Source organism: Candidatus Enterococcus testudinis (assembly GCF_002140915.1).
In the GTDB taxonomy this organism is placed as follows: domain Bacteria; phylum Bacillota; class Bacilli; order Lactobacillales; family Enterococcaceae; genus Enterococcus_D; species Enterococcus_D testudinis.
Window position 1 is genome coordinate 464,839 of record NZ_NGKU01000001.1, and the last position, 22,866, is coordinate 487,704.

Here is a 22,866-nt window from a genome sequence, read left to right on the forward strand (position 1 = left end):
TATTGTTGACAGCGATTACATAATGCGATATTCTTTAGTTGTAAATTGAAAGTGTTTGCAAACACATTTTTGATGAATTTGTTTTGGTAAATGGTAAAAGGAAGGTTTTATGTTGTCAGTTATCATTAAATTTATTTTTTTCTAGATTTTGGAGAGTAGAAATCAGGGTTATAAAACTTTACTAATTAAGAATCTGAGAGGATGTAAAAGATGAATATCAAAAAAACGATTGTTTCAGGTGCATTATTAGGTTTATGTGGTTTGGTACTGGGTGCTTGCGGCAGTAGCAATAACGAAAGCGGCAGTAGTGGAAGCGATAGTAAAGAAATTACGTTTATGTTTCGTGGCGGAGAAGATGAAAAAAAAGCATATGAAACTGCAATCAAACAATTTGAAGAAGAAAATGATGTAAGCGTTAAAATTATCGCGACAGATGCCGACCAATATGCAACAAAGCTTCAAGCAGCTATTTCTGGTGGAAATATGCCTGATGTCTTTTATATTGAACAAGGAAATTTAATGGCTTACGTAGATAATGGTGTTCTGCTCGACATCACCGATGAAATCGAGAACTCAGATTTCGACCTTTCTAATATCTGGGCATACGGTGTCAATAGTTATCGCTATGACGGCGAAAAAGTGGGTACTGGTGCTTTATATGGCTTACCAAAAGATGTGGGTCCTTTTGCCTTAGGATACAACAAAGCATTGTTTGAAGAAGCTGGTATTGATTTACCTGATACAGATACGCCATACACTTGGGATGAATTTGTTGAAGTATCCAAACAATTGACGAAAGACTCAGATGGAGATGGGAAAGTTGATCAATGGGCGACAGGATTTAATGTAAACTGGAGTTTACAAGCTTTTGCATGGAGCAACGGGGCTGATTGGATCAATGAAGATAAAGATACTGTTACTGTTGACACACCTGAATTTGCTGAAGCGCTACAATGGTTTGCTGACTTACAAAACGTTCATGAATTGACACCTTCCATTTCAGATGCGCAAACACTAGACACCTATCAGCGATGGATGAATGGAGAGATTGCCTTCTTCCCAGTTGGACCTTGGGATATGAGTACGTATGCTGGTTTAGACTTCGAGTATGACTTAATGCCTTGGCCCGCAGGTTCTACAGGAGAAACTGCAACTTATGTCGGTTCGCTAGGTATTGGTGTAGCAAGTAAGACGGAATATCCAGATGAAGCTGTGAAACTTGTGGAATACTTAAGTGCTTCTGAAGAAGGTCAGCAACAATTAGTAGATGCTCAAATTCAAATTCCTAACTTGATTGATATGGCTGAAGAATGGGCATCAGATACAGAAAGTGTTCCAAACAACAAACAAGAATTTCTTGATATTGTACAAGATTATGGACGGGCGATGCCTGCTGCAACAACTTATAACGCTGAATGGTATGATGAATTCTTTATTAATATCCAACCTGTTCTAGATGGTGACCAAACAGCTGCTGATTATGTAAAAGAAGTTCAACCGAAGATGCAAGATAAGTTAGATGCAGCAATACAGCAACAAGAAACAGCAAAATAGTTTATAGGGGTCACAAATATTGTGGCCCCAAAGATTTTTATGGAGGGACGTCCAATGGAACAAAAAGTAGGAATAAAACAAAGTAAAAAGAAAAGCAGTCTTTATGCCAAAGAACATCAAGTGGCATTCTTATTCGTATTATTTCCAGTAATTGGATTTATTTTATTTTCTTTGATTCCGTTGATCTATTCAGGGTATGCAGCCTTTACTGATTGGAATGGATTGGGACAAATGAATTTTGTGGGTTTTGACAATTTTCAGAAGTTATTTAAAGATGAGTATTTCTACAAAACTATGTTTAATACAGTCTTTTTAATGTTAGGCATTCCAATAGGTCTGCTTTTATCATTCATGTTGGCGTCAGCATTAAGCCGCGGAATCAAAGGCACAACTATTTTTCGGACGATATATTATATTCCAGTTATTTCTTCTTTGGCAGCGATCTCTATTTTATGGCAATGGGCTTATAATGGAGACTTTGGTCTGGTTAACCAAGTATTAGATATATTTGGTATCGATGGCCCAAACTGGCTTCAAAACCCTGCTACAGTAAAGCCAGCTATTATTATCATGACTGTTTGGAAAGGATTAGGCTATTCGATGCTTCTCTATTTAGCTGCTATTCAAAGTGTCCCTAAAACATTTTATGAAGCGGCAGAACTAGATGGTGCTTCTTCATTTCAAAAGTTTAGAAATATCACATGGCCTATGGTCAAGCCGGTTACATTCTTTTTAGTCGTTACCAATATCATTGGTGGTTCTCAAATCTTTACTGAAATCAATATTATGACACCAACCGGTGGGCCGCAGTATAGTAGTGCCACTGTAGTTTGGTATATATGGCAAAAAGCTTTTAAAAATTGGCAAATGGGTTATGCCAGCAGTATGGCATTGATTTTGGCGATTTTAGTCTTTGCCATTACAGCGTTTCAGTTTTATATGAACAATCGTTCAAGTTACACATTGGATTAGGAGGGGAAAAGATGAAAAAAATAAAAGTAAGTCATGTACTGATCATTTTGATTCTATCCCTAGGAGCAATTATCATGGTTGGTCCGTTGTTGTGGATGATCTCAACGTCATTTAAAGACAAGGCGGGTGTGTTTCAATTACCCCCTCAATGGATTCCAGATCCAATTCAATTCGATGCGTATAAAAGATTAGTAGAATTAGATACTTTATTTTCAGGTATAAAAAATACGGTGATTGTGTCACTCTCAGTGACGATCGTAGGCACATTCACATCTAGTTTAGCTGCATTTTCATTTGCAAAATTGAGAATGCCACATAAGAACTTGCTGTTCCTGATTCTTTTAGCTGCTTTGATGATTCCTTATCCAGCAGTAATGATTCCACAATTCATGTTGTTTTCTAAGATTGGTTGGGTTGATACCTTACTTCCTTTGATTGTCCCGGGTATGTTTGGAAATATTACCATGATTTTCTTTTTGAGACAGTATTTGTCAAATATTCCAGACTCAATCGTCGAAGCTGCCAAGATAGATGGTGCTGGTTATCTTCAGACCTTCTTTCAATTAATCTTTCCACTCATTCGTCCAGCGGTAGCTGCTCAGTTCATACTTTGGTTTATGGGTGCATGGAATGATTATTTAGCGCCACTGATTTATTTGAACAGCCCTGAGAAGCAAACGTTACAAGTAGTTATTGCAAACTTAAATGCAGCATATGCGATTCAAACGGATTATCCTTTGATTATGGCAGCTTCCGTGATTTCTTTACTTCCAGTTTTGATTGTTTTTATTATCTTCCAAAAACAAATCATTGAGTCTGTAGCACTTTCAGGAATGAAAGGGTGAGTATATGTTTGAAAAGGCAATGAAATGGGTGAATGTATTGGTTCTGTTGATAGAACTAAACATACTATGGTTAGTTGGTTTGATGATTGGCTTGTTTGTTATCGGTTTTGTACCCAGTACAGCAGCTGTGATCAAACTATACGAAAAGGCTGATTTATTTACAGGATATTACGCATATAGCAGCGTTCTCAAGTTGTTTTTCCAGTATTATGTTCAAACGATGAAGAGGTTCAAATGGCGCGTCTTACTATTTCCAATTACGATTGCTGCTATTTATTTGGAGCTAATAATGATCCAGCAAAATCAAATAATAAGGGCAGTCTTTCAATGGCCACTGCTCCTCTTACTTGCATATGTTTTTATCGTTTTATTGAATATTATTCTTATCGAAGGACGAAGCCAAGCGGATTGGAGGAAGAAAACAGTCTTTGCACTAACCAGTCCCATCGTTTTGCTTAGTGAATCTTTCATTTGTGTTTTGCTTATCCTGTCTTTCATGATTATTAGTTTGGCATACCATTGGTTTTTCTTCGTAGCAATATCCTTGTTTTTGTATTGCGCATTCAGATGTATAGATAATGGTTACCAAAAGAAAGGATTATTGAAAATATGATCAAAAAATTACTCCTTTCTTCCTTGCCGCTAATGGTGTTATTGGTTAGTTGCAAGTCTACATCAGTCGAACAAAATTTAGAGTCACCGAACTTTGAAAATGTAAGTGTACATGATCCATCAATCATCAAGAGTGATGATATGTTTTACATTATCGGGTCACATATGCAATTTGCACAATCAAAAGACCTGATGAACTGGCAACAAATCTCAAATTCAGTGTCTGACGATCAGCTTTTCGAGGATATCCGTAAAGAGTTAACAGAGGAATTTTCTTATGCTCAAACCGATACGCTTTGGGCAAGTGATATCCAACAATTAAAAAACGGCAAATTTTATTTATATTATTGTTTATGTGAAGGGTCCTCACCATTATCTGTTTTAGGAGTAGCTGTATCAGATAATATAGATGGTCCATATGAAAAAGTCGAATCGTTTCTTTATTCAGGATCTTCGCCTCAGTTCGGAGAAGAATATAACGCTGCAGTTCATCCTAATGCAATTGATCCCCATGTATTTTATGACAATGATGACAAGCTCTGGATGGTATATGGATCTTATTCAGGGGGGATTTATATCATGGAGATGGATGATGAAACTGGATTACCCAAAAATAGAGATACCTATGGGACGCATTTATTAGGAGGAAACCATAGCAGGATTGAGGCACCTTACATCCAATACAATGAACAAACTGGTTATTATTACTTATTTACATCATTTGGTGGATTAGATGCCGACGGCGGATACAATATTCGGGTCGCACGTTCCTTGAACCCAGATGGTCCGTACGAAGATAGTGAAGGCAATATCATGAGTAATGTCAAAGGGAAATATGGTTCATTCTTCGATGATGGCAGTATTCAAAATTTTGGTCAAAAAATCATTGGAAACTTTGTATACACAGGTACAGCAGAAGAAGGAGCAGGATATATTTCTCCGGGACATAATTCGACATACTTTGATGAAGAAACGAATCAATACTATTTGATATTCCATACAAGATTTCCAGAAAGTGGGGAGTATCACTCTGTCCGTGTCCATCAAATGTTTTTCACTGAAGCCGGCTGGCCAGTCGTTGCTCCGTTACGCTACGCGGGAGAACTGATTGATGATTATACGTCTGCTCAAGTCGTTGGGGAATATGATGCTGTGGTCTTTAATAAATTGATTTCTGATGAAACGAGCGTACCGCAGACTATCAATGTATTGAAAAATGGTCAAATCACTGGCAATCTTACTGGGACATGGTCAATTGCCAACGAAAACAGCAAATATGATGCTGAAGTGGAGCTGTCGGGTGTCGTTTATACAGGGAAATTTATCTCTTGTTGGGATGAGAATCAACAAAAACAAGTCATGACTTTTACGGGAACCTCAGAGTCAGGTATTCCATTATTTATTGCGAAGAATGAGGGATGATACATGTCGAAAACAAGTATAGAAACAGAACAATTACAAAATCCAATCGTATTTACACGAGCAGATCCGTGGGTTTATCTACATACAGATGGATTTTATTACTTTACAGGCTCTGTACCCGGTTATCAGGCAATAGAAATACGTAGAGCAAAATCTCTAAATGAATTAGAGAATGGGGAAAAGAAAATTGTATGGATTGCCCATGATGAAGGACCGTTAAGCCAATTGATTTGGGCTCCTGAAATACATTTCATCCATGATAGCTGGTATATCTATTTTGCTGCTAGTGATCATGCTGAGGATAGAAATCAATTTTATCATCATCGGATGTTCGTGATTGAGAATAATCATGTTGACCCATTTGAGGGTACATGGGTTGAAAAGGGTCAAGTTATCACTCAGTTTGAAAGTTTTAGTTTAGATGCAACCGTTTTTGAACTTAGAAAAACATTATATTATGTTTGGGCGCAACAAGATCCGCGAATACCTGGAAATTCAAACTTGTACATTTCGGAAATGGCAAACCCTTGGACATTGAAAGGGAAGCAGACATTGTTATCTATTCCGGAATACCCATGGGAACAAATTGGCTTTATGGTCAACGAAGGTCCCGCAGTGATTATTCGAAATAATAAAGTTTTTATTACCTATTCGGGTAGTGCAACAGATGAAAATTATGCAATGGGCCTGCTTTGGGCGGATGCAGATGCTGATTTATTAAATGGTTTTTCTTGGCATAAAAGTGTAGAGCCCGTTTTTAAAACATCTGAAAAGAATGCACAATATGGACCAGGCCATAATTCTTTCACAACAAACAAACAAGGGGAAGATATCTTGATTTATCATTCTCGACCAGAGAAAAACCAGTCCGGTGATCCTTTGGCGAATCCGAATAGACATGCGATTGCCCAAGTTTTTACTTGGGATGAAGCAGGTTTCCCCGTTTTTGGAGAACCTGTAGCAAATACTAAATCTGAGGAAAAGGTGATTAAATGACAATCAAAATCGCAAACACAAAATCAGGAACAACGATCAGTAAATATATTTATGGACACTTTGCCGAGCATCTGGGCAGATGTATCTATGAAGGTTTGTATGTAGGTGAAGATTCTCCGATACCGAACAAAAATGGTATGCGGATCGATGTTGTTGAAGCCTTAAGAAACATCCAAATCCCCGTTCTGCGCTGGCCAGGGGGCTGTTTTGCAGATGAGTATCACTGGAAAGACGGCCTTGGACCTAAAGAAGCACGCAAGACCATGGTCAATACCCATTGGGGCGGTGTGACAGAAAACAATCATTTTGGTACCCATGAGTTTTTTGAGTTGGTCAAACAACTTGATTGTGATGCGTATGTCAACGGCAATGTCGGCAGTGGCACTGTGCAAGAAATGTCAGAATGGGTCGAATACATCACGATGGATGGAATCTCACCTATGGCTGATCTTAGAAGAGAAAATGGGCACGATTCTTCTTGGCCAATGAAATTCTTTGGTGTTGGGAATGAAAACTGGGGTTGTGGCGGAAACATGCGGCCAGAATATTATGCAGATTTGTACCGTCGTTATCAAACCTATGTCCGGCAATATGGTGATCAAAAAATCTACAAAGTTGCTGGTGGTGCGAATGTAGATGACTATCATTGGACTGAAACCTTAATGAAAAATGCCCATTGGCTAATGGATGGTCTGAGTTTGCACTATTATGTTCATCCGCAAGGGTGGGAAACAAAAGGCAGTTCGTTAGCCTTTGATGAAGCTGAATGGTTTGTCACCTGTGAGAAAGCCGCATTCATGGATGAATTGATTACCCGGCATAGTGCGATCATGGATCAATATGACCCTGAAAAACGTGTCGGAATCATCGTGGATGAATGGGGTACTTGGTTTAGTGCAGAACCTGGCACCAATCCTGGTTTCTTATATCAGCAAAATACGATTCGTGATGCGATGGTTGCAGCAATCACACTGAATATTTTTCATAAACATGCAGACCGGGTCCATATGGCAAATATCGCGCAAACGGTCAACGTATTGCAAGCAATGATCCTGACAGATGGTGAACAAATGGTAAAGACACCAAGTTATCATGTCTTCGATCTTTACAAAGTCCATCAAGATGCCGAAACAATTGATAGTTATGGAGAACAAAGCGAACACATCACCTATACGATTTCCAAAAAAGAGGATACTGTCCATCTATCCATCTGCAATTTTGATGTCACAGCAACAGAGTCATTGTCGTTCTCATTAGAATCAGCGATCAAAGAAGTCAAAGAAGCCCGCTATATCGTGGGAGATGTGATGAATGCCCATAACGACTTTGATCATCCCGATACTGTCACAATTCAAACGTTTGAAGATTTTCAAGTCGCTGAAGAGCAATTATCAGTAACAGTACCACCAATGAGTGTGTTAACGATCTCATTGTCCGTATGAGATGACTTGTAAAGGATGTGACATTAAGGACGAGGCGGCGGCAGCCAGTGACAACATTGAGCAATTGATTGCCGAACAATTAGAAATGGAAATCGATTTAGCCCTGCCTGAGGTAGCGACTAGCCGTATCAGTATTTGCGAAGACTGTCCCTTGCGTATCAATCATACCTGTAGCAAGTGTGGCTGCTTTTACAAATTCAGAGCAAATCTAGCCCATAAGAATTGTCCGGTGGGCAATTGGTAAATAAAGAAGCGGACTGCGTATAATAAGAAACAAGCACCAAGCATCCATAAGAGGATTCTTTGATCTTGATTCGGGTCGCAGTCCGCTTTTCCTTTTGAGTTGAACGGTTCTTAATAGAAGGAGAAAAACGAATGGATGGAATAAATGGTGTCCATGACCCAACGATCATCGAACATGAAGGAATCTATTATCTGTTCTCAACAGATACGCAGCAACCAGCGACAGCAGGGATTCCTATTCGCAGTTCAACAGATTTGGTTCATTGGCAATTTGAAAAAACGGCTTTGTCTGAAATGCCGACACAAGCAGTTGATTGGAGTCAAGCGCAAGGATTATGGGCACCTGAAGTCATCAACTATCAGCAGACCTTTCGTATGTATTATTCGGCATCGACTTTTGGCAGCACCACTTCTTTTATTGGGTTAGCCACTGCGCCACATCCTTTAGGTCCTTGGGTCGATCAAGGGGAAATCGTGAAGACCTCTCCAACGCTAGCTGGTCATAATGCTATCGATGCGAATATCGTAACGGATCGTGATCAAGGGCAATGGTTGGTGTATGGCTCATTTTTTGGTGGAATTTATCTCGCGCCTATCGATAAGCAAACAGGGAAATTAACGAAGGATGGTTACGGTCAGCGGATAGCGTATCGTCCAGCTTCTGTGGATACGGCAATAGAAGGGGCATTTATCCATTATCATCCGCAAACAGATATGTACTATCTATTTGTTTCATTTGATTCTTTGCATGATTCTTATCATATGCGTGTCGCTCGCGCCAAAGAGATCACTGGCCCGTACCTGGATTGGCGTGGTCAGGAGATGATGAATCAAGAAGTCGATCCTGCAGAAATAGGCACGAAGCTTTTGGGGAGTTATCAGTTTTCTCATACACCTGCCGTTTATGCCCCAGGACATAATTCGATTTTTCGATCTTCTGATCAACATAGTTTCCTTATCCATCACGCCCGCAGGAAACCATTCAGCGAGGACTTTTATTTGAATGTGCGTAAGCTCTATTGGTTGGAAAATGGCTGGCCAGTGGTTTCCGCAATGACTTATCAACAAGAGACGATTGATGAGCCGACAGAAGAAGAGATATTGGGTGAATGGGAGATTGTTCAGTTTACTGCAACATCAGACATTACATGTTCGCAGCAGCAAACAATTGAGCATGTGAAAAAAAGTGATGAAGGCTACTTGTGGAAGGAACAAGCATTTGTCGCCTATTTTGAGGAAAACGATGGTATGAAACAGCTTTGTTTATCAGGTATCGATGCACAAGGATATTCATTTATTGGGAAAAAGATTCAAGGCATTCATGAAAAGCTTGCTACCGTCTAGAATTCGAGCATAAATGTTTATAAAAAACAGGAGATTGAAGAAGGTGAATCATGAAAGAATTCGACTTACATGCAGTATCTTTAAAGGATCCATTTTGGCAACATTATCAAAAAATTGTGAGAGAAGAAACGATTCCATATCAATATCAAGTACTGAATGATGCACTTGATGTGGATGTGCAAGCTGAAAGAGAAGATGCGTCTTTGCCGGCTGGTAAGAGCCATGCTTTAGAAAATTTTCGGATTGCAGCAAAGCAAAAGGAAGGGAATCATTTTGGTTGGTTTTTCCAAGATAGCGATGTCTATAAATGGATCGAATCAGCTGCCTATAGTTTGATCAATCAAAAAGACCCGTCTTTGGTCGTGATTGTAGATGAAGTGGTTGCTTTATTGGGAGCGGCTCAAGAAGAGGATGGCTATTTGAATACATTCTTTCAATTGACTAGACCGGAGCTGAAATATCGGCAACTATATTTTAGCCATGAATTGTATTGTGCCGGACATTTGGTTGAAGCTGCAATAGCCTATGACTTGGCTACAGGCAAGAAAGAGCTTCTGGATATTGCTGAAAAAAATGTCCAAAACATCATGCACTATTTTGGACGAGAAGCCAATCAAATCCAAGGAGCAGATGGGCATCAAGAAATTGAGCTGGCGCTTGTGCGATTATTTGAACATACAAACAATGAGAAGTATGTAGCATTAGCAGATTTTTTCTTAGCCGTTAGAGGAGAGAATCCAGATTTTTATACACAAGAAATTGCTGAGAACCGTGCGCTTGGTTTATCTACTGAGGAACCAAGCATTGATTTAACCTATTTGCAAGCATACGATCAGCCTAAAAATCAACGTGAAGCCAAAGGTCATGCAGTCCGCATGCTCTATATGGCTAGTGGCATGGCAAAAGTTGCCCAGCATACAAAGGATCCTGCATTAATTGAAGCTTGCGTAGCAATTTGGCAAGATATTGCTTACAAAAAAATGTATGTAACAGGTGGTGTTGGAGGAACTGTTCATGGCGAGGCGTTTATTGGTGCATTTGATTTGCCGAATGATACAATGTATTGCGAAACATGTGCGTCAATCGCATTGGTGCAATTTTCATTTGAAATGTTTAAATTAACACAGCAGCATCAATATTTGGATACATTGACCCGCGCATTGTATAATAGTGTATTATCGGGGGCGTCGATTGACGGCAAACAGTTTTTTTATGTGAATCCTCTGGAAGTGATGCCAGATAGTTGTCATCATAATCCGGGTAAAGGTCATGTGAAGACGCAACGCCCTGATTGGTTGGGTTGTGCTTGCTGTCCACCAAATTTTGCACGCTTGATCAGTGCATTGCAGCGATTTGTTTACACACAAGAAAATGACACCCTGTATATCAATCTCTTTGCTGCGAGTCGATTGGTGCAAGCAGATCAATTTGTCATTGAACAAATCGGCAACTTTCCTTTCGAGAATCAGATGACGATTCGTTATACTGGGGTTGCACAGAAAATCGTCATCTATAAACCCAAATGGTTACAGTCTTTTCAAATTGAATGTGAGCAAGCGTGGCAAGAAACAGATGAAACCCTTGTTTTTGCAGCCAATACATTGATTCATGCTAAAATTATATTCCAACAGCCTATTCAGATGTTGCGAGCCAATCCATTGATCAATCAAGATATCAATCAAGTGGCGGTTCAACGAGGACCGTTTGTGTATTGTTTAGAAGAAGCAGATAACGGAAAAGGTATATCACAATGTCGATTGCCTATCGATACAGTCGCGTTTCGACTATCAGAAAGTCAAAAATTGTGGTCACCGACGTTGGTAATCAACTTTGACGGTTTCGAGAGTCAAAAATGGACACAAGAAGCATTATATCTCCCAATGAACGAACCTTATGTGCCCAAAAATTGGCAATTGATTCCCTATCATCTATGGGGGAACCGTGGAGAAGGGGAAATGAGGGTTTGGTTGCCCCTAGCGTTAGTGAAGTGATAAAGCAATCAAAAAATTAGTATGTGGAAACAAGAAGCGGCATCAGCCTGCTTCTTGTTTTTTTATTATAAAAAACATGGTTTAAAATAATATGCCAGAAAATGTCTTGGATTTGTTGCATGATTTCTTTAATTTGTTCCTATATATTCTCGTTTGGAAGCGTTATCTTAGATGTGAGAACTCCCCCGGAACGTTGTAGATTGGTATCACTTCGCTGTTTTGAATAACAAGCGATTGAATAGAATATAAGGAGGAAAAAGTGTGACAAGTAGCGTAAAAAAAGTAGGGGTAGCGTTGCTATTCTTGGCAGCTTCTGTGCAATTAGCGGGCTGCAATCAAGGAGCAGCAGAAACAACAGAGGTCGATTACAAGGAAACCGCAAAAAGTACCATAGAAAAGGCGATGGACAATCAACCAGAATCGTCCTACTGGTTTCCTGAAGATTTATTGGCCTGGTCATTCGCAGATGATCCAGATGCGTCATTCAATACCAGTGTGGTGTCTTTAGCTGAACGTGTGGCTAAAGACAGCTTGCCGCAAATGAATGATACACAGCATGCAGAAACCAAAGTCGTGGCATTATCGATTATGAACAGCAGTACCAGCGGCAACTCTCCGCGGGGGATCAATACCTTTGATGCCAATGTCTTTTCCTATTGGCAATATATTGATCAATTGGTTTATTGGGGTGGTTCTTCCGGAGAAGGGATTATCGTACCGCCAAGTCCAGATGTAACAGATGCGGCCCACAAGAATGGCGTGCCGGTATTGGGTACCGTCTTTTTCCCACAAACAGCCCATGGTGGTAAGTTGGAATGGTTAGATACCTTCTTAGAAAAAGATGATCAAGGAAATTTCCCTATCGTGGATAAGTTGATTGAAGTCGCTGAGGCTTATGGATTCGATGGCTGGTTTTTCAATCAAGAGACTGATACTGTGGTGACGAGTTTTGATGAAGCAGCTGATGGTCGTGCGACAGAAGAGGCATCCGCTGAAGGTGGCTTAAATGAAACACATGCCAAAGCGATGCAAGAATTGATTGCACAGTTCAAGGAACAAGCCCAAGACAGTTTGGATATTATGTGGTATGACTCCATGACGACTGATGGCAAGATGGATTGGCAGAATGCGTTAACAGATGAGAATAAAGATTATTTGGTCAATGCGGACATGGAGCCTTTATCAGATAGTATGTTCTTGAATTTCTGGTGGACGACGGACCGTCTGGCAGACCAAGAATTATTGAAGGCATCAAATGAAAAGGCAAAAGAAATCGGCTATGATCCATACAATTTATTGGCTGGGATCGATGTTCAGGAAAATGGCTATTCTACCCCTGTACGTTGGGATCTGTTTACAGATGATCAAGGAATTCCTTATACATCATTGGGCTTGTACGTGCCAAGTTGGACCTATACTTCATCAAGTACACCGGATGATTTCCAAGCAAAAGAACATGCGTTTTGGGTCAATACAGCAGGGGATCCGCGGGAAAGTCAATTACCCGAAGGCACAGAATGGCCAGGAATTTCAACTTATGCCTTAGAACAAACGGCCATCACTTCATTGCCTTTTGTGACCAATTTCAATCTTGGGAATGGATATAATTACTTTATCGACGGTGAGAAAGTATCGAGCCGCAATTGGAATAACCGCAGCTTGCAAGACATCTTGCCAACCTATCGATGGGTTTTCGACCATGAAGAGAACAACCAATTGGCTGTATCTGTGAATTATGCGGATGCTTACAATGGTGGGAATGCATTGAAACTTAGAGGCCAAATGACTGAAGGGGCGACAAGTCAAATGGCTCTGTATCATATGCAAGTCCAGCTGGAAGCAGCGACCAAAATCACCACTACAGCCAAAGCAACCGATCAAACGAATTTATCAGTGGTATTGACATTTGAAGATGGTAGTCAAGAAATCGTTGCCGGTGACCAAGAAGTAGGTACGGATTGGACCACAGTTACTTACGATGTGAAAGAATTTGCAGAACAAACATTGACGGATATCGGTTTAGCGATAAGCAGCAAGGCAACGAATGATGTGTATGAAATGAGTGTAGGACAATTGACCATCGGCGATCATGAATCCAGTCAAATGGGTGTCGATGATCTGCAAGTTGAGGATGTTTTATTTGATGAAGAAGAAGGCAACTATGCCGGTGTTCGCTTTACGTGGGAAGCAACGACAGAGGATGTCAGCTTTTACGAGTTATATCAAATCAATGAGGACGACAGCCGTTCATTCTTGGGTGCGACACCTTCAGAGAATTTCTACTTGAATGCGTTGGACCGACAAAATACAGATACGACGTCTTTTGCCGTATTACCTGTGGATCAATATGGCAACAGAGGTGCATTGAGCGAGACGGTGGAGATTACGTGGCCAGACAATCAAGTACCAAAAGCATCCTTCACAGCATCCAAAACATTGGCTGCACCGGGGGAAACGATTTCATTTGCAAATACGTCATGCAGCAATACAGATGAAGTCAGCTGGACCTTTGAAGGCGGGAATATTGAAACAAGTAGTGATGAGAATCCGCAAGTCACGTTTGATCAAGCGGGCACATATACTGTCACATTGATCGCCAAAAATGACTCTGGAGAAACACCAATCGAAATGACTGATTTGATCACGATTCGTGAGGACGCACCAAAAGAGCTGACACTTTTATCTGAAGGTGTCGACGTGAGTGCAAGTTCTTTTGTCAATGATGCAGAAGCCCCTGAATTTGCGGTGGATGGAGATACCAGCACGAAATGGTGTGCAACAGGCAATGGGCCGCATGAACTGACCATCGATCTAGGTGCTTTGCAGATAGTCAGTGAAGTGCATATCGCCCACGCAGAAGCTGGCGGAGAAAGTCCGGATATGAATAGTCGCGCCTACACGATTTTGGTCAGTGAAGATGGCAAAGACTTCGAAGCAGTGTCTCGGACATTGACCAACGAAGCAGCAGATACAAACAATACTTTTGCTGCAAAAGAAGTGCGCTATGTCAAACTCAGCATCGATAAGCCGACACAAGGCGCAGATTCAGCAGCACGGATCTATGAAGTGCAAGTGTTTGGGATGGAGAAATAGCGAATACGCAGAAAAAAGACAAGAAATCGAGAGATTTCTTGTCTTTTTTCTTGCATCATTCACTAATAAATTTTTCAACCAGCCACAAAGTGTTTTAAGAATCCCTTGATTTATGGAGGAATTGGAGAAATAAAAAAGAAAACACTTTTGTACGCCCTGTACGTGTTGTGCTGTGTTTGTCAGGAGGTAGTTCGCAATGCCCATGACAATCAGAGAAGCAGAAAAGTTGCTCAAAGAAGCTGGCTTTGTAGAAGTAAAAGGTGGAAAGGGTTCGCATAGGAAGTTTACGAAAGACAATTTGACATCAAGGATCTTTCTATTGATTCTGAGGAAGAGTTTGCGACGTTGATTCTGTGGAACTGAACGACTATTAAAAGATGTGAAACTTGATAAAAAGACAATCAAAATTCCGCATTGGTTAAATGTTCGAGCAACGAATGAAGGCATTCATTTTTCAAGAACCATGACCGAAGCGTTGGCTCAAAAAATAGACATCTAAAAGTTCAATCAATCGCCAGCACACATCAAACAAGATGCACATAAAAAAACACTTCTCAAGAGAATGAGCAGTGTCCTGTAGCTTTGCAAGGCATGTACGCGATTCAACAGAGAAGTGTTTTTTACTATCTAATAGAAGATGCTATTTTTATCTTGATGTCCGACTTGCTGGATCTAAGCGGCGTTCGATGAAACTCAAGCCTAAATCAGTAATGATCGCCATCAAAGCGGTAGGCAATGCGCCAGCCAAAATAATAGATGCGCCATCTGTGGCATTGGTTCCCCGAATGATAATATCGCCAAGACCACCTGCGCCGACAAAGGCACCGATAGCTGTAATACCGATCGCTACAACCAGTGCATTACGAATACCAGCCATGATGACTGACACGGACAATGGTAATTCAATCATATAAAGCCGTTGCCAACTTGTCATACCCATTCCTTTACCGACATCTAATGTATTACGGTCAACTTGACGCATACCTGTATACGTATTTTTGATGATAGGCAATAAAGAATAAAGGAAAATCGTTAAAATCACTACGTTGACACCTAAGCCCATACCAATCATCAAAATAGAGATCATCGCTAAAGAAGGAATCGTTTGGATGATGTTCGCAATGCGAATCACCCAATCTGCCAAACGCATTTTTTTAGAAATCAAAATGCCAATTGGAATACCTGCAATCGAGGCAAACAGAACACCGTAGATAGAAATCAAGAAATGACGAAGAAATTGCGTGAAGACATAGCCGCCATTTTCTTGGAAATAAAACAGAAATTGTTGTAGTAAATTCATATCAGCCATGGGATCACTCTCCTTCAAAATAATTGTTTTCTTCTAAGAAACGTTCTGCAACCACTGTCGGTTCCAATAAATCATTGTCGACTTGGTAGTTCAATTCTTGCATTTTTTCTGTATCGATCGTACCGGCTAATTTATCCAATGCGTCGCCAACTTCAGGTGTTTCTTCCAACAACTTATTGTCAACAACTGGCGCTGCATCATAGGGTGGGAAGAAGTTCAGGTCATCTTCTAACATCACCAAATCATAACTGCCGATCCGCCCATCGGTGGAGTACCCTAGAACAATGTCCATTTTGCCATTGTCCACAGCATCATAGACCAAGCCAATTTGCATCGGCAAAATATTTTGAAATGAAAAACCATATGCCTCTTGGAATCCATCGTACCCGTCACCGACACGAGTGATCCAAGCTGTATCGACACCAGCCACCAACTGATCAGCCACGTCTTTCAAATCGCTGACTTTTTCTAAGCCATATTCTTCAGCTGTATCTTTTCGGACCAAGAATACATACGTATTGTCGAAACCGTAAGAAGGAAACCATGTTTGGTCATAGCGTTTTTCAAATTCAGATTTCACTTTGTCAAAAGCGGCATCTGGATCTGATTCTGGTTCTAAACCTAATGTGGTCGTTAAATCTGTTCCGGTATAACGAGCAGATGAAATGGACGCATCTCCATTCATCATTGCTTGGTGATTGATAGTTGTTGTCGCTAAATTATTGATCACTGTTGTATTTTTATCGGTATAATGTTCCACCATACCTGCTACGATAGCACCTAAAATTTGCGCTTCTGAGGTAATTCCACCTGTGATGGCAATCGTATCATCTGTCGATGTCGATGCCAGTCCTGGGAAAGAACAACCAGATAACAACATGATACCCATAGAGAAAAGCAGGGCTAATTTTGCTTTGATTTTCATTAAGCATCCCCCCTTAACGCATCTGGTGTTAATTTGTTTTCGAGTAAACCAAGTAACCAGTCAGCCAATAAGGCAAAAATCGTTACTGGAATCGTGCCGGCAAAAATCAATGGTGGTTGATAGTTATTCAACCCGCTAAAAATCAAGTCGCCTAAACCACCGGCCCCAATGTATGAAGCCAATGTTGCCCATGCCAATACATAGACAGCAGATAAGCGAATCCCTGCCATGATCGTTGGGATCGCTAGCGGCAATTCGACACTAATGATCGATTGGACATTCGTCATGCCCATGCCTTTCGCGACATCGCGGTAATTCCAATCTACTTTTTTCATACCGATATACGTGTTCCGCAAAATCGGCAGCAATGAATAGATGAAGAGGGCAGCAATCGCTGGCACTTTTCCGACACCGAGTATAGGAATCATCAATGCCAACAAAGCCAACGAAGGGACTGTCTGTAACGCACTGGTGATGCCAATCACGATAGACGCCGCCTTTGGAAAACGAGTCAAAATCACGCCGACAGGGACAGCCACGATGATACCAAGGAGCAGTGCAGCAAATGAGATATATAAATGTTCAATACTTTTGCTGACGATTTGTCCGCCATATTGATCGATAAAGCTTTGCATGAACTAGACCTCCTCTGTTTCAGCGGGTTTTACTGATTCGATGGCGTCTGTAATAGAAGGCTCATCACCCCAAATGACATCATAAACAATGTCCACTAACGACGCGCGGGTCAAAATCCCAACAAGATGTTTGTCTGCATCAACAACTGGTACATATTTTAAGCCGCGTTTCAAGATGCGTTGCAATGTATCGCGCAACAAAGCTGTTTCCCGCACAAAAAAGACATCCTTATTCAAGATATCACCAACACTTGTGACTTTTCCGCGATTGCGGTCGATGGATTCAACATCGATGTAGCCCTTTAAGACATTGCTGTTGTCTGTGACCAGCAATGTATCGACCCGTTTTTCACGCATCAAGCGAATTGCTTCTTGCAATGATTTTTCAGGAGTAATCGCAATTGGGGTATTCAACATGACATCTTTCACTGGTGTTGTGTCTGGTTTGGCTTGTAATAAGCGGTCTTCACCAATCAATTCTTCGACAAATGGTGTTGCTGGATTTTGCAAAATATTGGCGGGGGTATCAAATTGAATGACTTTTCCTTCACTCATGATCACGATTCTGCTAGCTAACTTCAACGCTTCATCCATATCATGGGTCACGAATACCACTGTTTTACCTAAGCGTTCTTGCAAATCTTTGACCAAATCTTGCAGAGAGTCTCGGGTGATTGGATCCAATGCGCCGAATGGTTCATCCATTAGAATGACATCTTGATCGGCTGCCAAGGCACGAACAACACCGATCCGTTGCTGTTGTCCACCAGATAATTCATTTGGATAACGATCCAGCATTTCTCGGGGCAGTTCAACTAAATCGATCATTTTCTCTGCGGTTTTGTTCCGTTCTTCTTGGCTGACCTTTAATAGTTTTTGGACCAATGTGATATTCTCACGAATCGTCATATGAGGCATTAAGCCGATACTTTGAATGACATACCCGATTTTACGACGCAATTCAACGGGGTTGATATCGGTAACACTTTTTCCATTGATCAGAATCTTCCCTTTTGAAGGGTCAGTCATTCGGTTGATCATCCGCATACAGGTGGTTTTTCCACTACCACTTGTACCGATAAAACAAATGAATTCTCCTTTGTCAAAAGATAGATTTACATCTTCAACAGCGACTTTGCCGCCTTTATAAATTTTGGATACTTGCTGAAACTCAATCATGATTTCACCTTCTACGTTTATTTAAGTCAATTATTTTGACTTATAATCTGTCCTAAGTATGCCGAAAAGTCATGTGTTATTCAAATTATCTGCCCGAAATATTCATAAATGTATAAACAATGGGAAATATAATAGCGCATCCATTCAGACATTACATGTTCTCGCATAAATGTCATCACCATTTATCAGGACCTGTTATTTTTTAGAATTGTCAAAATAAGAACTCTTTTTTTATTTTCAAGAGAAAACATGCTAAAATAGATGGGCAGATGAAAGGAAGAGAGGAACGATATGTTAACAACAGAAGATTTTGACTTTGATTTACCAGAAGAATTGATTGCCCAAACACCCCTAAGTGACCGTTCAAGTTCACGTTTATTGGTAGTAGACCGCGAAACAGGTGGTTTTGAAGACAAGCATTTCTATAATATTATTGATGAATTGAACGCGGGGGATGCATTGGTCATGAACGATACACGCGTGCTGCCAGCCCGCATTTATGGCGAAAAGCAAGAAACAGGCGCCCATTTAGAAATCCTATTATTGAACAATATTGAAGGCGATAGTTGGGAAACATTGATCAAACCAGCCAAAAGAGCCAAAGTCGGCACGAAAATCACCTTTGGAGATGGCCGTCTTGAAGCAGTGGTTGAGGAAGAACTAGATCATGGCGGACGGATCATCCGTTTTAGTTACGATGGGATTTTCTTAGAAATTTTGGAATCGCTAGGCGAAATGCCATTGCCACCTTACATCAAAGAACGATTGGAAGACCCAGATCGTTACCAAACGGTGTATGCCAAAGAAAATGGATCCGCTGCGGCACCGACAGCTGGCTTGCACTTTACGCCTGAATTGTTGGCGCAGATCGAAGCCAAAGGTGTTAAACTGGTATATTTAACATTACATGTAGGGTTGGGCACGTTCAGACCTGTCAGTGTTGATAATATTGCAGATCATGAAATGCATAGCGAATTTTATCGATTGACGGAAGACGCTGCTGCGCAATTAAATGATGTCCGTGCCAATGACGGCAAGATCGTTGCTGTCGGGACAACCTCGATTCGAACGTTAGAAACGATTGGCAGTAAATTTGATGGGGAGATCAAAGCTGATAGCGGCTGGACAAGTATCTTTATCACACCAGGATACACATTCAAAGTCGTACAAGCTTTTTCAACCAATTTCCATTTGCCTAAATCAACATTGGTGATGCTGGTCAGTGCCTTTGCTGGTCGTGATCTCACCTTGTCAGCGTACCAACATGCCATCGATGAACGCTACCGCTTCTTTAGCTTCGGTGATGCCATGTTCTTGAAGTAAACAAAAAAACTGAGCGACAATTGCGGTTCATAAGTTGATGATTTCTCAACTTTAGAACTGCTTTTTTGTCGCCCAGCTTCATACTTGAGGAAGATATAAGTGGTGGTCGCTTTTGGTATAGCATGCAAAGCAATGGTTCGAAAATTTGTTTTCATTTACAAACTTACACATGTTTCGTGTAATCTGATACAAAATGAGACGTATCATGTTTCGATATGGAAATGTTCGATCTTTGTTACGTGGTTCTTCTTGTTACTTTACACGTTTGATATTAGGTGAAACTTGTACATTCAACAACTTTTTGTAGATTGAGTTTGCGTTTATTACGTAACCACCATCAGAGTTGCTACCTTCCTTACACTCATAATATACCACGGATAGAAACCGTTTGCAAAATAACTGCTCAAAAAAAAAGACCGCAGACACGGTCTTTAAGCAAATGTTTGTTTCGGCAAGTTTTCATAAAAAGCAGCTTTCGTTGCACTGATATAAGGCGTCAACCATAAGTAGCCAATCCCAGCAGTCATAATAGCTAAGATATGCCAGCCGATAAAACTTAGATCAAGTAAGAATAATTTTCCTTTATAGCCCTTCATCAAATGACGGCTGCCTGTGATACAGCTAAGAAAATCAGGACGCATACCAGTTTGCTCATAGGTATCATAATAAACAAAGTAAGCTTGCGAATACGCATAGGCTTTGACGATGCCCGGGATGATAAACAAGAGTGTCCATAGTGTTGTAAAAATCGTTGTTAAAATGAATATTACAATAATACCTAATACAACAGTCCCTTGGAATCCACGGAAAACATCTGAAAATGGCTTGATTTCAGTCCTTTTCCCTCGAAGGATATCCAAGAATGTCCAAGAGATCCCCGCGCCAAACAGTGCTGCAAACAAACCGTTGATCAATCCGCCCCCACCGTTGCCCGAAGAACTAACCTGATCAAGTGCCGTTTGATCCATTGGTCCGTTGCTTTGCAATAAGTGCATGACAGGCAAGAAAGCCACCACGAACAATACAGCCGTAATAGCAATGGCAATCAAAGTTGGCACCAGACACATCAGTACACTATCTTTCCAACGGCCACTCAGCATTTGTTTCGCTTCACGTTTTAGTTCACCAATCGTTTTCATAAAAAAACCTCCTTTCAATATAAATAACATGATAGCAAACATTCATTGAATCTTCAAAAAAAAGAAGTGAATGATTCGCATATATCGGAGAAAATAAGGATAGAATCCTCAAACTTCCTTGCAAATTGACTGCATAGCGCTTATCATAGATAGCGTTGCACAGTAACTTGAGTATATAAAGAAAGTAGGGAAATGAATGACAGAACCAGCCATTCGTTATCGTCTAATCAAAAAAGAAAAACACACAGGTGCACGTTTAGGAGAATTGGTCACCCCCCATGGCACATTCCCAACACCAATGTTTATGCCGGTAGGAACGTTAGCGACTGTTAAAACCTTGGCACCAGAAGAATTGAAAGAAATGGGTGCCGGTGTCATTTTGAGTAATACCTATCATTTATGGTTACGCCCTGGAGAAGACATCGTTGCAGAAGCAGGCGGTTTACACAAATTTATGAATTGGGATCAACCAATCTTGACCGACTCGGGCGGTTTCCAAGTTTTTTCTTTGGCAGACATGCGAAATATCGTTGAAGAAGGGGTCCACTTCAAGAATCACTTGAATGGATCAAAAATGTTCCTTTCACCAGAAAAAGCCATCGATATCCAGAACAAATTAGGCTCTGATATCATGATGAGTTTCGATGAATGTCCGCCATTCGATGAGAGTTATGACTATGTCAAAAAATCTGTGGAACGAACCTCTCGCTGGGCAGCAAGAGGACTAGAAGCTCATGCCAATCCAGACCGTCAAGGACTCTTTGGAATCATCCAAGGTGCAGGTTTTGAAGACTTGCGCAAACAAAGCGCCCAAGACTTGATCAGTATGGATTTTCCTGGATATTCAATCGGTGGCCTATCTGTTGGTGAGCCAAAATCTGAGATGAACCGTGTCTTAGAATTCACCACACCATGGATTCCAGAAAATAAACCACGCTATTTAATGGGCGTTGGTGCTGCAGACTCATTGATCGACGGTGTGATTCGCGGTGTCGACATGTTTGATTGTGTCTTGCCGACTCGTATTGCACGTAATGGCACATGTATGACATCTAAGGGACGCTTGGTCGTAAAAAATGCGCAATTTGCTCGGGATTTCCGTCCAATTGATGAGAACTGTGATTGTTATACATGCAAGAATTACTCTCGTGCCTACATCCGTCATTTGATCAAATGTGACGAGACCTTTGGCATGCGTTTAACGTCGTATCACAATGTTTACTTCTTATTGAACCTGATGAAACAAGTGCGTCAAGCCATTATGGATGATAACTTGTTAGAATTCCGTCAACACTTCATCGAAGAGTATGGATTCAATAAAGAAAACGCGAAGAATTTCTAAACTTTATCGCCAAATAGGTAGGAATATCAAGCATATTCTGATAAAGTATTTATAGGAAAGAATAATAATCGAGGTGAAAAAAATGGCACAATCTTTACCAATGCTCTTTATGTTGGTGGCGTTAGTTGCAATGTGGTTCTTCATGAGCCGTTCACAAAAAAAGCAACAACAAGAACGCAAAAACTTACTTGAAAACATGAAAGCTGGCGATAACGTTGTGACGATCGGCGGACTTCATGGTGTGATTTCTGAAATCAACACTGAAAAAAGTACAGTGATCATTGATTGCGAAGGCATCTTCTTAGAATTTGACCGTTCAGCGATCCGTACAGTGACACCAAACACAACAACTTCAACTGTTACTGACATCGAACCAGCAGATGTGACTGAAGAAGTCATCGATGTGAACGATGAAACAAAAGAATAAAGAAACTGGAATGCATCACGCATTCCTTTTTTTTTCGAAAAAATTAGACTAGTATATACCATTTGGTATATAC

20 protein-coding genes are annotated in these 22,866 nt (G+C 40.6%); 15 read left to right on the forward strand and 5 right to left on the reverse strand.

Annotated elements, in window-relative coordinates:
• Window positions 1-210 precede the first annotated feature (210 nt).
• The 12 genes from A5886_RS02330 (at window position 211) to A5886_RS02385 (ending at window position 14,863) form a co-directional block, all read left to right on the forward strand.
• Window positions 211-1,554: an ABC transporter substrate-binding protein gene (locus A5886_RS02330; RefSeq protein WP_086273457.1), complete on the forward strand. Its 1,344-nt coding sequence runs from the start codon at window positions 211-213 to the stop codon at window positions 1,552-1,554.
• A gap of 54 nt (window positions 1,555-1,608) precedes the next feature.
• Window positions 1,609-2,526: a carbohydrate ABC transporter permease gene (locus A5886_RS02335; RefSeq protein ID WP_256926119.1), complete on the forward strand. Its 918-nt coding sequence runs from the start codon at window positions 1,609-1,611 to the stop codon at window positions 2,524-2,526.
• An 11-nt stretch (window positions 2,527-2,537) separates the two neighbouring features.
• On the forward strand, window positions 2,538-3,371 hold the full coding sequence (locus A5886_RS02340) for a carbohydrate ABC transporter permease (protein WP_086273458.1): 834 nt from the start codon (window positions 2,538-2,540) through the stop codon (window positions 3,369-3,371).
• Window positions 3,372-3,375: 4 nt separating this feature from the next.
• Window positions 3,376-3,984 (forward strand): DUF624 domain-containing protein, encoded by a 609-nt coding sequence (locus A5886_RS02345; RefSeq protein ID WP_086273459.1) that lies wholly within the window; start codon window positions 3,376-3,378, stop codon window positions 3,982-3,984.
• Window positions 3,981-5,405: a glycoside hydrolase family 43 protein gene (locus A5886_RS02350; protein ID WP_086273460.1), complete on the forward strand. Its 1,425-nt coding sequence runs from the start codon at window positions 3,981-3,983 to the stop codon at window positions 5,403-5,405. The genes A5886_RS02345 and A5886_RS02350 overlap by 4 nt, the downstream gene beginning before the upstream one ends.
• A 3-nt stretch (window positions 5,406-5,408) precedes the next feature.
• Window positions 5,409-6,401 carry a glycoside hydrolase family 43 protein gene (locus A5886_RS02355; RefSeq protein WP_086273461.1) on the forward strand — a complete coding sequence of 331 codons (993 nt, stop codon included), beginning with the start codon at window positions 5,409-5,411 and terminating at the stop codon, window positions 6,399-6,401.
• Window positions 6,398-7,843, forward strand: a complete 1,446-nt coding sequence (locus A5886_RS02360) for an alpha-N-arabinofuranosidase (RefSeq protein ID WP_086273462.1) — start codon at window positions 6,398-6,400, stop codon at window positions 7,841-7,843. Before A5886_RS02355 ends, A5886_RS02360 begins: the two co-directional genes overlap by 4 nt.
• Window position 7,844: 1 nt before the next feature.
• Window positions 7,845-8,087 (forward strand): DUF6171 family protein, encoded by a 243-nt coding sequence (locus A5886_RS15995; protein WP_086273463.1) that lies wholly within the window; start codon window positions 7,845-7,847, stop codon window positions 8,085-8,087.
• Window positions 8,088-8,218: 131 nt separating this feature from the next.
• On the forward strand, window positions 8,219-9,430 hold the full coding sequence (locus tag A5886_RS02370) for an arabinan endo-1,5-alpha-L-arabinosidase (RefSeq protein ID WP_086273464.1): 1,212 nt from the start codon (window positions 8,219-8,221) through the stop codon (window positions 9,428-9,430).
• 50 nt (window positions 9,431-9,480) lie between these two features.
• A complete protein-coding gene (locus A5886_RS02375; RefSeq protein WP_086273465.1) occupies window positions 9,481-11,421 on the forward strand; it encodes a glycoside hydrolase family 127 protein in 1,941 nt (646 codons plus the stop codon).
• 261 nt (window positions 11,422-11,682) lie between these two features.
• The gene (locus tag A5886_RS02380) at window positions 11,683-14,514 is read left to right on the forward strand and encodes an endo-beta-N-acetylglucosaminidase (protein WP_086273466.1); all 2,832 of its coding nucleotides are present in this window, start codon (window positions 11,683-11,685) and stop codon (window positions 14,512-14,514) included.
• Between the two features lie 202 nt (window positions 14,515-14,716).
• Entirely contained in the window at window positions 14,717-14,863 is a 147-nt protein-coding gene (locus A5886_RS02385; protein WP_143353804.1) for a type II toxin-antitoxin system HicA family toxin, read from the forward strand.
• Window positions 14,864-15,160: 297 nt separating this feature from the next.
• Here the strand turns inward: A5886_RS02385 and A5886_RS02390 are convergent, their stop codons facing one another.
• The 4 genes from A5886_RS02390 to A5886_RS02405 are packed head-to-tail and all read right to left on the reverse strand — an operon-like array spanning window position 15,161 to window position 18,562.
• Entirely contained in the window at window positions 15,161-15,823 is a 663-nt protein-coding gene (locus A5886_RS02390; RefSeq protein ID WP_086273468.1) for an ABC transporter permease, read from the reverse strand.
• A 4-nt stretch (window positions 15,824-15,827) separates the two neighbouring features.
• Window positions 15,828-16,748: an osmoprotectant ABC transporter substrate-binding protein gene (locus A5886_RS02395; protein WP_086273469.1), complete on the reverse strand. Its 921-nt coding sequence runs from the start codon at window positions 16,746-16,748 to the stop codon at window positions 15,828-15,830.
• Window positions 16,748-17,383, reverse strand: a complete 636-nt coding sequence (locus tag A5886_RS02400; RefSeq protein WP_086273470.1) for an ABC transporter permease — start codon at window positions 17,381-17,383, stop codon at window positions 16,748-16,750. The genes A5886_RS02395 and A5886_RS02400 overlap by 1 nt, the downstream gene beginning before the upstream one ends.
• Window positions 17,384-17,386: 3 nt before the next feature.
• The gene (locus A5886_RS02405) at window positions 17,387-18,562 is read right to left on the reverse strand and encodes a betaine/proline/choline family ABC transporter ATP-binding protein (protein WP_086273471.1); all 1,176 of its coding nucleotides are present in this window, start codon (window positions 18,560-18,562) and stop codon (window positions 17,387-17,389) included.
• Window positions 18,563-18,853: 291 nt separating this feature from the next.
• Here A5886_RS02405 and queA point away from each other — a divergent pair, with 291 nt between their 5' ends.
• On the forward strand, window positions 18,854-19,885 hold the full coding sequence (gene queA / locus A5886_RS02410; protein WP_086273472.1) for a tRNA preQ1(34) S-adenosylmethionine ribosyltransferase-isomerase QueA: 1,032 nt from the start codon (window positions 18,854-18,856) through the stop codon (window positions 19,883-19,885).
• A gap of 431 nt (window positions 19,886-20,316) precedes the next feature.
• Here queA and A5886_RS02415 read toward each other — a convergent pair whose 3' ends face one another.
• The gene (locus tag A5886_RS02415; RefSeq protein WP_086273473.1) at window positions 20,317-21,024 is read right to left on the reverse strand and encodes a DUF975 family protein; all 708 of its coding nucleotides are present in this window, start codon (window positions 21,022-21,024) and stop codon (window positions 20,317-20,319) included.
• 196 nt (window positions 21,025-21,220) lie between these two features.
• On the opposite strand from A5886_RS02415, the gene tgt reads away from it, so the two are divergent.
• Window positions 21,221-22,366: a tRNA guanosine(34) transglycosylase Tgt gene (gene tgt / locus A5886_RS02420; protein WP_086273474.1), complete on the forward strand. Its 1,146-nt coding sequence runs from the start codon at window positions 21,221-21,223 to the stop codon at window positions 22,364-22,366.
• A gap of 82 nt (window positions 22,367-22,448) precedes the next feature.
• Entirely contained in the window at window positions 22,449-22,793 is a 345-nt protein-coding gene (gene yajC / locus A5886_RS02425; protein WP_086273475.1) for a preprotein translocase subunit YajC, read from the forward strand.
• Window positions 22,794-22,866 lie beyond the last annotated feature (73 nt).

Bases quoted from the DNA above. Each gene is read 5' to 3' on its own strand.
- A5886_RS02330 (WP_086273457.1), top strand. From the start codon at position 211: ATGAATATCAAAAAAACGATTGTTTCAGGTGCATTATTAGGTTTATGT.
- A5886_RS02335 (WP_256926119.1), top strand. From the start codon at position 1,609: ATGGAACAAAAAGTAGGAATAAAACAAAGTAAAAAGAAAAGCAGTCTT.
- A5886_RS02340 (WP_086273458.1), top strand. From the start codon at position 2,538: ATGAAAAAAATAAAAGTAAGTCATGTACTGATCATTTTGATTCTATCC.
- A5886_RS02345 (WP_086273459.1), top strand. From the start codon at position 3,376: ATGTTTGAAAAGGCAATGAAATGGGTGAATGTATTGGTTCTGTTGATA.
- A5886_RS02350 (WP_086273460.1), top strand. From the start codon at position 3,981: ATGATCAAAAAATTACTCCTTTCTTCCTTGCCGCTAATGGTGTTATTG.
- A5886_RS02355 (WP_086273461.1), top strand. From the start codon at position 5,409: ATGTCGAAAACAAGTATAGAAACAGAACAATTACAAAATCCAATCGTA.
- A5886_RS02360 (WP_086273462.1), top strand. From the start codon at position 6,398: ATGACAATCAAAATCGCAAACACAAAATCAGGAACAACGATCAGTAAA.
- A5886_RS15995 (WP_086273463.1), top strand. From the start codon at position 7,845: ATGACTTGTAAAGGATGTGACATTAAGGACGAGGCGGCGGCAGCCAGT.
- A5886_RS02370 (WP_086273464.1), top strand. From the start codon at position 8,219: ATGGATGGAATAAATGGTGTCCATGACCCAACGATCATCGAACATGAA.
- A5886_RS02375 (WP_086273465.1), top strand. From the start codon at position 9,481: ATGAAAGAATTCGACTTACATGCAGTATCTTTAAAGGATCCATTTTGG.
- A5886_RS02385 (WP_143353804.1), top strand. From the start codon at position 14,717: ATGACAATCAGAGAAGCAGAAAAGTTGCTCAAAGAAGCTGGCTTTGTA.
- A5886_RS02390 (WP_086273468.1), bottom strand. From the start codon at position 15,823: ATGGCTGATATGAATTTACTACAACAATTTCTGTTTTATTTCCAAGAA.
- A5886_RS02395 (WP_086273469.1), bottom strand. From the start codon at position 16,748: ATGAAAATCAAAGCAAAATTAGCCCTGCTTTTCTCTATGGGTATCATG.
- A5886_RS02400 (WP_086273470.1), bottom strand. From the start codon at position 17,383: ATGCAAAGCTTTATCGATCAATATGGCGGACAAATCGTCAGCAAAAGT.
- A5886_RS02405 (WP_086273471.1), bottom strand. From the start codon at position 18,562: ATGATTGAGTTTCAGCAAGTATCCAAAATTTATAAAGGCGGCAAAGTC.
- queA (WP_086273472.1), top strand. From the start codon at position 18,854: ATGTTAACAACAGAAGATTTTGACTTTGATTTACCAGAAGAATTGATT.
- A5886_RS02415 (WP_086273473.1), bottom strand. From the start codon at position 21,024: ATGAAAACGATTGGTGAACTAAAACGTGAAGCGAAACAAATGCTGAGT.
- tgt (WP_086273474.1), top strand. From the start codon at position 21,221: ATGACAGAACCAGCCATTCGTTATCGTCTAATCAAAAAAGAAAAACAC.
- yajC (WP_086273475.1), top strand. From the start codon at position 22,449: ATGGCACAATCTTTACCAATGCTCTTTATGTTGGTGGCGTTAGTTGCA.